10 protein-coding genes are annotated in these 11,656 nt (G+C 69.3%); 4 read left to right on the top strand and 6 right to left on the bottom strand.

The window, feature by feature from the left end:
• The first annotated feature begins 121 nt into the window (after positions 1 to 121).
• The 4 genes from AB0B55_RS24560 to AB0B55_RS24545 all read left to right on the top strand — a co-directional run bounded on the left by AB0B55_RS24560 (position 122) and on the right by AB0B55_RS24545 (position 5,179).
• Positions 122 to 1,852, top strand: coding sequence for an AAA family ATPase (locus AB0B55_RS24560; protein WP_357134598.1), 1,731 nt, complete (start codon positions 122 to 124; stop codon positions 1,850 to 1,852).
• Positions 1,849 to 2,487 carry a 4Fe-4S cluster-binding domain-containing protein gene (locus AB0B55_RS24555; RefSeq protein WP_357174085.1) on the top strand — a complete coding sequence of 213 codons (639 nt, stop codon included), beginning with the start codon at positions 1,849 to 1,851 and terminating at the stop codon, positions 2,485 to 2,487. The genes AB0B55_RS24560 and AB0B55_RS24555 overlap by 4 nt, the downstream gene beginning before the upstream one ends.
• Entirely contained in the window at positions 2,475 to 3,011 is a 537-nt protein-coding gene (locus AB0B55_RS24550; RefSeq protein ID WP_357174082.1) for an FHA domain-containing protein, read from the top strand. The genes AB0B55_RS24555 and AB0B55_RS24550 overlap by 13 nt, the downstream gene beginning before the upstream one ends.
• A 293-nt stretch (positions 3,012 to 3,304) precedes the next feature.
• Positions 3,305 to 5,179: a S8 family serine peptidase gene (locus AB0B55_RS24545; RefSeq protein ID WP_357174079.1), complete on the top strand. Its 1,875-nt coding sequence runs from the start codon at positions 3,305 to 3,307 to the stop codon at positions 5,177 to 5,179.
• Positions 5,180 to 5,240: 61 nt separating this feature from the next.
• Here the strand turns inward: AB0B55_RS24545 and AB0B55_RS24540 are convergent, their stop codons facing one another.
• The 6 genes from AB0B55_RS24540 to AB0B55_RS24515 are packed head-to-tail and all read right to left on the bottom strand — an operon-like array spanning position 5,241 to position 11,386.
• Positions 5,241 to 6,548 (bottom strand): GTP-binding protein, encoded by a 1,308-nt coding sequence (locus AB0B55_RS24540; protein ID WP_357134592.1) that lies wholly within the window; start codon positions 6,546 to 6,548, stop codon positions 5,241 to 5,243.
• Positions 6,548 to 7,474, bottom strand: coding sequence for a sulfate adenylyltransferase subunit CysD (cysD, locus tag AB0B55_RS24535; RefSeq protein ID WP_357174076.1), 927 nt, complete (start codon positions 7,472 to 7,474; stop codon positions 6,548 to 6,550). Before cysD ends, AB0B55_RS24540 begins: the two co-directional genes overlap by 1 nt.
• A 6-nt stretch (positions 7,475 to 7,480) precedes the next feature.
• Positions 7,481 to 8,344 (bottom strand): 3'(2'),5'-bisphosphate nucleotidase CysQ, encoded by an 864-nt coding sequence (locus AB0B55_RS24530; protein ID WP_357134589.1) that lies wholly within the window; start codon positions 8,342 to 8,344, stop codon positions 7,481 to 7,483.
• A 37-nt stretch (positions 8,345 to 8,381) separates the two neighbouring features.
• The gene (locus tag AB0B55_RS24525) at positions 8,382 to 9,212 is read right to left on the bottom strand and encodes an ABC transporter permease (RefSeq protein WP_357174073.1); all 831 of its coding nucleotides are present in this window, start codon (positions 9,210 to 9,212) and stop codon (positions 8,382 to 8,384) included.
• Positions 9,209 to 10,348, bottom strand: a complete 1,140-nt coding sequence (locus AB0B55_RS24520; RefSeq protein WP_357174070.1) for an ABC transporter ATP-binding protein — start codon at positions 10,346 to 10,348, stop codon at positions 9,209 to 9,211. Before AB0B55_RS24520 ends, AB0B55_RS24525 begins: the two co-directional genes overlap by 4 nt.
• A 48-nt stretch (positions 10,349 to 10,396) precedes the next feature.
• A complete protein-coding gene (locus AB0B55_RS24515) occupies positions 10,397 to 11,386 on the bottom strand; it encodes a PHB depolymerase family esterase (RefSeq protein WP_357174067.1) in 990 nt (329 codons plus the stop codon).
• Between the last annotated feature and the right edge of the window lie 270 nt (positions 11,387 to 11,656).

Genomic DNA, 11,656 nt, shown 5'->3' with positions numbered 1-11,656 from the left:
CGACGACCTCGCGGGCTGGCCGGCGTTCGCCCGCGAACTGCACGCGACACTGCCGACCCAGTCGCAGTACGTGTTGTGGGGCAACGCCCACGATTCGTACCTCATCGACACGCCCACCGGGGTGCGGCTGCTCTCCCTCACCGACGTGATACGTGAGCTGCTGGACCGGAGCGGCTACACCTTCGTACTCGATCATGATCTGATCGATTCCGGTGTCGTGCACCAGATCGGCAGAAGCGACGTGACGACTGCCACCCGTGCCCTCCTCGGCGACGGGTACCGTCCCGGCGGCCCGACGCCCGACCTCGGCGCGCTGTTCGTCCAGCTCGCCGCGATCGCCCAGCCACGCACCACTGTGCGGGCGGCAGCCATCGTCCGAGCGGCGCACCTGCTGCGGCATCCGAGCGATCCGGACGACGCCGAGCGGCAGTTCCTGCGCCGCATGGAGAAGCTGGCCCGGTCGGCGCGGCCGGTCGCGGCCGAATCCGGTCGGACCCAGAGCCTGTACAACCCGATGATCTGGTTGGTGGAGAACGAAAGTGACCTGCCGGCCTGGCTGACCGCGGGCAAGGACCGGATCCGCGTTATCAGCCTGCCCCGACCGGACTACGGCGATCGGGAACGCTGCGCCCGCCGGCTGTTGCACGGCCAGATCCCCGACGCGACGCTGCACGAGCGGGCTCGCTCGTTCGCCGAGCAGTCCGAAGGACTCACCCTGCAGGGCATGATCGAGGTGACCAGGCTGGCACGCGATCGTGGGCTGAGCCCGGAGCAGTGGCCCGACGCGACCCGAACGTTCAAGCTCGGGGTATTGGACAATCCCTGGCGCCGCGACTACCTGCACACCCGGATCCGCGACGGGGAACGGTCCCTGCCCCAGCGGATCATCGGCCAGCGCCAAGCCGTGACCAAAACCCTGGACATCCTCAAACGCGCCGCTCTCGGCCTGTCCGGCGCCCACGCGGCACGGGCTTCGGCACGCCCGCGCGGAGTTCTGTTCTTCGCCGGTCCGACCGGGGTGGGCAAGACCGAGTTGGCCAAGGCAGTGGCCCATGTGGTGTTCGGCGACGAGGCGGCCTACCTGCGGTTCGACATGAGCGAGTTCTCCGCCGAGCACGCCGGCGATCGGCTGATCGGCGCTCCACCGGGCTACGTCGGGTTCGAAGCCGGCGGAGAACTCACCAACGCCGTGCGTCAGCAACCCTTTCGGGTGATCCTGTTCGACGAGATCGAGAAGAGCCACCCGCGCATCCTCGACAAGTTCCTGCAGATCCTCGAGGACGGCCGGCTCACCGACGGCCGCGGCGGTACTGCCCACTTCTCCGAATGCATCCTGATTTTCACCAGCAACCTCGGCATGTACGTCGACGACGGCACGGGCCAGTTGACGCAGACGGCTACGCCGGGCACTCCCTACGACCAGGTCGAGACGATCGTGCGGGCAGCGATCGAGGATCACTTCACCCGGGTCCTTGGTCGGCCCGAGCTGCTCAACCGCCTCGGCGACAATGTCGTGGTATTCGACTTCATCGGGCCGGAAGCGGCCGAACAGATCTTCGAACTCCAACTCGGCAACGTGCTCCGGCGCCTCAGCGAAGAACACCACGTGTCGGTCACGCTTGACCAGCCGGTCCATGCGCGCGTGCTCAGGGAGTGCACGCGCGACCTGGCCCGAGGCGGCCGGGGGATCGGCTCCGCCCTGGAGACCGCGCTCGTCAACCCGCTGGCCCGCGCCCTGTTCGACCGGCTGGCGGTACCGGCGGGCGACGCGCCGGCGTCCGGCGACACGACGTCGCTCGTCGTGACGGCCTGGCGGCGTCAGGCCGACGTCATCACCGTGGAGCTGTCATGACGACTATCGAGATCAGTCGCCTCCACCACCCGGTCACCACCCTGGGGTACGGCAGAAGGGCCGGAATCTGGCTGCAAGGCTGCACCCTCGCCTGCACCGGCTGCCTCGCCCGGGACACCTGGCCTCGCCGCCCCGACCGGTCGGTCCCCGTCGAGGAGGTGCTCGACTGGCTCACCTCACTTCCTCAAGGGATCGACGGTGTGACGATCTCCGGCGGCGAACCGCTCCAGCAGCCGGTCGCGCTCGCCGCGCTCCTGCGCGGGATAACCACCTGGCGGCACACCCGGCCGATCGACATCCTGCTCTATACGGGATACGGCTGGTCGCGTGCGGCACGGCTGCCAGAGCTGCGCGCAAGCTGCGACGCCGTGGTCGCGGGTAGGTACGTCGAGCGGCGTAACAACGGCGACACCCCATTGCGTGGCTCGGCGAACCAACGCGTCATCACCCTCAGCCCGCTGGGCCACCAGCGATACGGCGAGGCCGCTCAGCTCGTCCGGGCAGGCTTGCAGACCGGCGTGCTCGACGGCCGGCTGTGGCTGGTCGGGATCCCGCGGCCCGGCGAGCTCGACCAGATCGCCGATCATCTGCGGGCCCGCGGCATCGGCGTCGGGGAATCGACATGGAGCGGCTGATCTGCCGCGCCTGCGGCGCACCGGTCGGCTCCGGTGACATCGTGTGCGGCAACCCGGACTGCTATGCGAACCTCACCGCCGTCTCGGCGGTCATCGAGGTAGACAACCTCGTCACCCCGCAGCCGATCGACCCGGTCGCCGTGGACATCACCTGTCCGTCGTGCGGAACGGCGTGTCCGCCGGGGAGCCGGATGTGCCCGCACTGCCTCAGTGTGCTCGAAACCGTCCTGATGATCGCGTTGCTCGACCCGCCGTGGCAGACAGTCCTCGAGGCCGGAGTAACCCTGATCCTCGGTCGGGACCCCGGTTCGCCCGCGGCGGCCGCGCTGTCCGGCCACGATGCTGTCTCGCGACGACACGCGGCTGTCACGACTGCGCCGGACGGGGCCGCGACGGTGACCGACCTGTACTCCACGAACGGTACCTGGCTGGACCAACGGCGGCTTGAACCCGGCGTACGACACCCACTTCGGCCTGGGGCCACCCTGCGACTCGCATCGACCGCGACGTTTCAGGTCGAGTGACAACCCGAGCCAGTCGCGCCGGCGCGGCGGATAGTCAACCTCCGGCCTTCCGAACGGGGCGAGGGTGGGCTGAAGCGCATAGGCTGGTGACGAATCGATGGCTCGTCTCGGAATGACCACCAAGCCCGTGATCTGGAATGAATTGCCATACCTTGACCTCCATCTTATGAGCGGTATAGGGGGCCCTGGATCTGTCTTCTGCCGCCATCATTTAGTAATCTCTTCTCAATCGGCCATCATCGATTCCTCGTCGTGGGCGAGCGGACGAAGGGCCGAATCGGAGGGAGGGGAGAATGAGTCTCCCGAAAAGATCAATTGTGGTGGGCGCCGTCGCGATGCTGGCCCTCACAGCGGCCTCGCCGGCCGTGGCGGCCGAACCGGAAGGCGACATCCGTAGTGCCGGCGGTGCCACGGCTGTCACCGACAGCTACATCGTGGTGTTCAAGGAGAGCGCGGTGAGTCGGGCGCAGGTCGGTGCCACCGCCAGCAGGCTGGTCGGTCAGCACGGCGGAGCGGTCGCTCGGACCTACTCCACGGCGCTGCGCGGCTTCGAGATCACCGCCGGCGCCAAGGCGGCGGCCAGGATCGCCGCGCACCCCGATGTCGCGTACGTCGAGCAGAACCACACGGTCCGCATCTCCGGGACACAGCCGAACCCCCCGTCCTGGGGCCTGGACCGCGTCGACCAGCGCAACCTTCCGCTCGACAGCTCGTACACCTACCCGAACACCGCGACCAACGTGCACGCGTACATCGTCGACACCGGTATCAACTTCGCCCACAACGACTTCGGCGGCCGGGCCACCTCCGGCTACGACGCTGTCGACGGCGGCTCGGCGGACGACTGCAACGGGCACGGCACGCACGTCGCCGGCACCGTCGGCGGCTCGACGTACGGCCTGGCCAAGGGCGTCCAGTTGGTCGGCGTACGGGTGCTGAACTGCTCGGGCAGTGGCACCAACGCCGGTGTGATCGGCGGCATCGACTGGGTCACCGCGAACGCGATCAAGCCGGCCGTGGCGAACATGAGCCTCGGCGGTAGCGCCAACTCCTCGCTAGACACGGCCATCAACAACTCGATCAACTCCGGCGTCACGTACGCGGTCGCGGCCGGCAACGGCAACGCCCTCGGCGTTCGGCAGAACGCCTGCAACTACTCCCCGGCGCGGGTGGCCTCCGCGATCACCGTAGGTGCGACGCAGAACAACGACGCGGCCGCCAGCTTCTCCAACTTCGGCACCTGCGTCGACATCCTGGCGCCGGGCGTCAACATCACCTCGGCCTGGTACGACAGCAACACCGCGACCAACACGATCAGCGGCACCTCGATGGCGTCGCCGCACGTCGCCGGCGCGGCGGCGCTGGCGCTGTCGGCGAACCCGTCCTGGACCCCGCAGCAGGTCCGCGACTACCTGGTCGGCAACTCCACCCCGAACGTGGTGACCAACGTCGGCACCGGCACCCCGAACCAGTTGCTCTACGTGGGCAGCGGCGGCACTCCACCGGCCGACGACTTCTCCGTCGGGGTGTCGCCGACGGCCGGTTCGACCGCGCCGGGCGGCTCGGTCAGCGCCACCGTGAGTACCGCGACCACCAGCGGCTCGGCGCAGTCGGTGAGCCTGTCGGCGAGCGGTCTGCCGAGTGGCGCCACCGCCTCGTTCAGCCCGGCCACGGTGACCTCGGGCGGCTCGTCCACGCTCACCATCGCCACCTCGGCGAGCACCCCTGCCGGCACCTACGGCGTCACTGTCACCGGTGCCGGCACTGCGGGCACGCGCAGCGCCACGTACTCGTTGACCGTGACCGGCTCGGGTGGCGGCGGCTGCTCGGGCACCAACGGCACCGATGTGGCGATACCGGACAGCAACACGGCGGTGACCAGCGGCATCGTCATCACCGGCTGTAACCGTAGCGCCTCCTCGGCGTCCACCGTGGCGGTCGATATCGTGCACACCTTCCGGGGCGACCTGATCATCGATCTGGTGGCACCGGACGGTACCGCCTACCGGCTGAAGAACCAGAGCTTCCTGGACGGCGCCGACAACGTCAACGCCACCTATACCGCGAATCTCTCCACCGAGTCGGCGAACGGCACCTGGCTGCTGCGGGTGCGGGACGTCTTCTCCGGTGACACCGGCTATATCAACGCCTGGACCCTCACCGTCTGAGACGTGACGAAGGGCCCTTTCCGCTCCGATTTCCGGTAGCGGGAAGGGCCCTTACCGTAGGTCAATTGGTGTCGACGATCATTCCGGCGGCGATGGTGCGGTTGGTGGTTTCGTCGATCAGGATGAAACCGCCGGTGGTGCGGTTGCGCCGGTATTCGTCGGCGAGCAGCGGGACGGTCGTACGCATGCGGACCCGGCCGATTTCGTTGAGTCCGAGTTCGGTGGCGGCCTCGTCCCGATGCAGCGAGTTCACCTCAAGTCGGTAGTGCAGCTCGCGGATCACGGTCCGGGCGGTACGGGTCGTGTGCTTGATGGCGTACTTCGCGCCGGGACGCAGCGGGGTGGCCTCGTCCATCCAGCAGATCATCGCCTCGATGTCCTGCGCGACCGCCGGGCCGTTGTGGGGCCGGCAGATCAGGTCGCCCCGGGAGATGTCGATCTCGTCGGTCAACCGGACCGTGACCGACATCGGCGGGTACGCCTCGGCGACCGGTCCGTCTGCGGTCTCGATCGCCGCGATCTGGGAGGTGAACCCGGAGGGGAGAACCAGAACCTCGTCTCCCGGCTTCAGCACACCCGACGCGACCTGGCCGGCGTAGCCGCGGTAGTCGGTGACCGTGGTCGACTGCGGGCGGATCACGTACTGCACCGGGAACCGGACGTCGACCAGATTGCGGTCACTGGCGATGTGCACCCGCTCCAGGTGGTGCAGCAGCGACGGGCCCTCGTACCACGGGGTGTGCTCCGAGCGGGTCACGATGTTGTCGCCGTGCAACGCCGAGACCGGGACGACGGCGAGGTCCGGCACCTCCAACTTCGCCGCGAACGCGGTGAACTCGTCGGCGATCCGCTCGTAGACCTCCTGCGACCAGCCGACCAGGTCCATCTTGTTCACACACAGGACCAGGTGCGGCACCCGCAGCAGCGAGCAGAGGAACGCGTGCCGGCGGGACTGCTCGACCAGGCCCTTACGGGCGTCGACCAGGATCAACGCCAGGTCGGCCGTGGAGGCGCCGGTGACCATGTTCCGGGTGTACTGGATGTGCCCCGGGGTGTCGGCGACGATGAACTTCCGCCGGGGCGTGGCGAAATACCGGTACGCCACGTCGATCGTGATGCCCTGCTCCCGCTCCGCCCGCAGGCCATCGGTCAGCAACGCCAGATTCGTGTACTCGTCGCCGTTGGCCGCGCTGGCCGCCTCCACGGCTGCCAACTGGTCCGTGAACAACGACTTGGTGTCGTAGAGCAACCGACCGATCAGCGTCGACTTGCCGTCGTCGACGCTGCCCGCCGTCGTGAACCGCAACAGGTCCATCGCCCGACCCTCGGACGCTGCGCCCTCGACCACCGCGACCCCGGTCGTAGCCATCAGAAGTAGCCCTCTCTCTTGCGGTCCTCCATCGCGGTCTCACTCACCCGGTCGTCACCCCGGGTCGCCCCCCGCTCGGTGATCCGGGTCGCCGCGACCTCCTCGATCACCAGGTCCACCGTGTCCGCCTCGGACAGCACCGCCGCGGTACAGGAGGCGTCGCCGACGGTCCGGTACCGCACCCGCGCTTTGAACGGCTCCTCCGAACCTCGGGGCACGATGAACTCGTTCACCGCATAGAGCATTCCGTCGCGCTCGACCACCGTACGTTCGTGGGCGTAGTAGATCGACGGCAACGCCAGCCGCTCCTGGGCGATGTAGTGCCAGACGTCCAGCTCGGTCCAGTTCGACAACGGGAACACCCGGATCGACTCGCCCGGGTGATGCCGCCCGTTGTACAGCGACCACAGCTCCGGCCGCTGGTTCTTCGGATCCCACTGACCGAAGTCGTCCCGGAAGCTGAACATCCGCTCCTTGGCCCGCGCCTTCTCCTCGTCCCGCCGCGCCCCGCCGAACAACGCGTCGAACCGGTACTTCTCCACCGCCGCCAACAGGACCGGGGTCTGGATCCGGTTCCGCGTCCCGTCGGCGGATTCGCGGACCAGACCTGCCTCCAACGCCTCGGGTACGCTCGCCACCACCAACTGCAGGCCGAGTTCGGCGACCCGCTGGTTCCGGTAGTCCAACACCTCGTCGAAGTTGTGCCCGGTGTCGACGTGCATCACCGGGAACGGGATCCGGGCTGGCGCGAACGCCTTCTGGGCCAACCGGAGCATCACGATCGAATCCTTGCCGCCGGAGAAGAGCAGGACCGGGCGCTCCAACTCGGCCACCACCTCGCGCATGACGAAGATGCTCTCTGCCTCGATCGCGTCCAGGTGCGAAACCCGGTACGCCGCCGCGGGCGTCGTGTCGTTTGTCGTCATCGCGGATCACCCGGCTGCCGTGGCCGGTGCCGGCACCGGGGTCAGGTGTTGCCGCAGCGCGGCGAGGAGTGGGGCGGCCAGCTCCGGCCGGCAGACCACCAGGTCCGGCAGCCGGGGATCAGCCTCGTTGTAGCTCAACGCGGAACCATCGATGCGGGAAGCGTGCAATCCCGTGGCCGTCGCCACCGCCACCGGGGCCGCCGAATCCCACTCGTACTGACCACCCGCGTGCACGTACGCGTCGACCTCACCGGTGATAACCGCGGCGATCTTCGCCCCGGCCGATCCCATCGGCACCAACTCGGCACCGACCTCGTCCGCCAACTTCGTCAAAAACGCCGGCGGCCGACTCCGACTCGCCGCCAACCGGATGGTCCGACCGCTGACCGCCGGCGGCCGGGTCGGGGGTGTCTCCGTGCCGAGGGTACGGAGCTGGGCCGGCAGGGCGATGGCGCCCGCCACCAGGCGGTGCTCCGTCGGCGCGTTCCGTTGCCAGAGTGCGACATGCACCGCCCAGTCCGTCCGGCCCGGCTCGGAGAACTCGCGGGTCCCATCCAGCGGGTCGACGATCCACACCCGGTCGGCGCCCAGCCGCTCCGGCAGAGGGTCGGCCGTACCCGTTGCCCAGGCCTGCCGGGCGCCGTCGTCCTCCTCCGAGAGCACGGCGTCGGCGCTTCTGTGCCGTGCCAGTTCAACGCGCAGCAGTTGGTGCGCCGCCCGATCACCCGCGCGCTTCAACGCGGCCGGGTCGTGGTGACCGTGCTCCGCGCGGACCTGCAGCAGCAGCCGGCCGGCCCGATCGGCCAACCAGGCGGCGAACGAGCCATCCGACGCGGGGGCCGTTGACCTGGGGGGTTCCAGCACGTTCATCGACGAACACCTCCGATAGACGCGGTGACCGTGCCGTTCACTGGACGGCACGCCGACTGAAACTTCGGACGCTGGTGACCGTGACCAGTGCGGCCACTCCGGTCAGCACCAGCAGACAGACCCAGGCCGGTATGTGCGCGACGCCGGGCAACATGGCCCCGCGCACGCCCTCGGAGACGTAGGTCATCGGGTTGAGGGCGGTGACCGTCTGGAACCACGGCATCGAGGAGAGCCGCGGCCACGGGTAGTGGATGCAACCGGTCCAGATGATCGGGGTCACGACCAGCGAAAACGTGATGTTGATCCGTTGGATGGGCAGGATCATCGCCAGCGTCATGCCGATGCCGCCGCCGATCCATCCGCCGAGCAGGATCGTCAGCAGGACCATCGGTAACCGTCCGGGCTGCCACGGGGCCGAGCCGACCATCAGCGCCCCGAGTGGGTAGATGAGGGCTGCGGCGACGAGCCCGCGCAGCATCGCGACCACGAGCTTGCCGACCGCCACCAGGTTCGTCGACAGCGGGGCGAGGAGCCGGTCTTCGATCTCCCGGGTGAAGCCGAACTCCTTGACCAGTGGCAGTGCGACGCTCTGCAGCGCGGTGGTGAGCGCGGCGAGCGCGACGATGCCGGGCAGGAACAGGTCGGCGAAGTTCCGGCTGACGACGCCCTGCCCGCCGAGCACCTTGACGAAGACGAAGAGCATGAACAGCGGGGTGAGGCCGACCTGGACCAGGATGACCCAGAGTTCCTTGACGGTGACCAGCAGGTCCCGGCGCAGAATGGCCAGGAAGGCCCGGTGGGCGCGAGGTCGCGCGGGTGCCGCCGCGAAGCTCGTTGCGGCAACCGGCGGGGCGTCGAGGTCGGTCACCGTGGGTCCCTTCCGGTCAGTCCGATGAAGACGTCTTCGAGGCTCGGCTCGCCGATGCGTACGTCGGTGAGGGTCGCCGACCGTGTGGTCAGGACGGTGAGCGCCGGTCCGAGCACGGTGGCGGGGTCGGCGGCGAGATGCAGCCGGATCCGGACGCGCCTACGCCCGCCCGGGTCGGGGGCGAGCGTGGCGACGGCCCGCTCCCGGGCCAGCGCGGTCAATGCGGCGGGCGTGCCCGCGCCGAACCCCGACCCGCCGCCGAGGCCGAGGACGGCACGGAGTTTGGCGGCCCCGGCCCCGGCCCCGGGCGGCGGCGGGTCGGCGAGCCGTTCACCCTTGCGTACGCCGGAGACCTCGGAGAGCGCACTCAGCAGCTCGTCCGGTTCGTCAAGCGCGGCCAGGGTGACCGTCAGGTCGAGGATCGATCGTCCGGCGAGCCCTCTGACCAGGTTGCCCGGCGTGTCCGCGGTGAGCAGCCGACCGTGGTCGACGATGCCGACCCGGTCGACCAGAGCGGCGGCCGCGTTCATCTGGTGAGTGGTCAGGACGACCGTCACACCGCGCTCGCGCATCTCGCGGATCCGGCTCCAGATCAGCCGGCGGGACTGCGGGTCCAGACCGTTGGTGGGCTCGTCGAGGAAGAGCACCGCTGGTTCGTGGATCAACGCGCGGGCGATCATCAGCCGTTGCGCCATGCCGCCCGAGTACGCCTCGATCCGTTTGTCCGCCCGATCCTGCAGGCCGAAACGGTCCAGGAGCTCATCGGCCCGCGCGTTGCGTACGGCGCGGCTGACGCCGTGGTACGCGGCGTGGTACAGCAGGTTCTGTCGTGGTGTCAGCGACCGGTCCAGATTGTTGTGCTGGGGTACGACGGCCAACTGGGCGCGGGCCGCGACCGGGTCACCGACCACGTCGATCCCGCTGACGAGCGCCCGGCCCCCGGACGCCCGCAGCCGGGTGGTGAGGATGCCGATGGTGGTCGACTTGCCGGCGCCGTTGGGTCCCAGCAGCCCGAAGATCTCGCCGCCGGCAACCGTGAAGGACAGCCCGTCCACGGCTGCGTTCGTGCTCCCGGGATAGCGTTTGACGAGGTCGGCGACCTCGACCGCAGCCGGGCTGCCACCACTACTGGGCATCTGCTGCTCCCTCTCGTGAGCTGTCGGATCAGTGGCCGCCGGTGCGGGTCAGCCGCCGGTTCGGGGGTGTGCGTCGAAGAAACGCCAGATGGTCTCGGTCGCGTCCAGCGCGGTCGCGGGTGGATCCAGGCCGAGCAGGCGTTGCGCCTGCGGTCCGGGGCCGGCGGCACCGGGCCACTGGTGGCCAGCGCCCTCGACGGTGACCAACTCGACCGCCCGTCCTCCCGGACAGGTGGCGACCGAGGTCCGGACCGGGCCCGAGGCGGTCGTCGCCGGCGCCGGGCATCCGTCGGTGGTACGCCATTCGCCGAGCAGGTCGGGGATGGGCGGCCCGTCGATCTTGACCGGATTTCGCCCGGTCCCGTCGTTGTCCCGCTTGCCCGGACCACCGTTCAACGGCACCGTCTGGTCCGCCATCCCGTGAATGTGGATCACGGAGATCGGTGCCGGTGACGAGCACGGGCCGAGTTGGGTCGCCGCCACCGGCCCGATCGCGGCGAACAGCTTCGTGTCGCACGCCAGGCGGTATGCGAGCATCCCGCCGTTGGAGATCCCGGTGGCGTAGATCCGGCTGCGGTCCACCGGAAGTTGGTCGGCCACGGTGGCCACCAGTTGCTGGATGAAGGCGACGTCGTCCACGCCGTCCCGGGCCGGTGGTCCGCAGCAGTCCGGGCTGACCGCCCAGGAGCGGCTCATCCCGTCCGGGTAGGCCACGACAAAGCCCTCCTGGTCGGCCTGGGCGTTCCAGCCGTAGGAGGTTTCCGCCTGGCTGCCGGTGCCGAGCGCGCCGTGCAACATGACCACGAGCGGTGCCGGGGTCGACCCGGCGAGGTTGGTCGGCCGGTAGAGGCGGAAGCGGCGCTCCTGCCCGTCGACCACGAGGGTGTGCGTCGAGGAGCCGGTGGGCACGGTGGACACCGGTCCGGCCTCGTGCTGCTCCGGGTCGTCCCGGAAGAGCCCGCAGCCGGCCGACAGGGTGAGCGCTCCGACGAGCGACAGGACCGTGAGCAGGTGTCGCCGCCGACGGTACGGTCTCACGCGATGTGTCCAAGATATACCAATTTTCATCATATTCGCACCCTGGCATATCAATGTTCAGGCTTTGTAAGGACCTGCACCGATTTGTGTTTGGCGGGGCTGGCTCCGTCCGTTCCCGCGACGCGCGGCCCGAGCGGAGCCAACCGGCTAGGGCCTGTTTCATAAGAACTGGTCGGCCTGCGGCGGGCCCGGACGACGACCGGCGGCGTTGGGGGGGGGGGGGGGGGGGGGCCCGGGGGGGGGGCCCCCCCGCCCCCCCCCCCGCTCCCC

Origin of the sequence: Micromonospora sp. NPDC049107 (genome assembly GCF_040648595.1) — a bacterium.
Classification (GTDB): Bacteria; Actinomycetota; Actinomycetes; order Mycobacteriales; family Micromonosporaceae; genus Micromonospora.
This window is presented reverse-complemented; position numbering and strand designations above follow the sequence as displayed.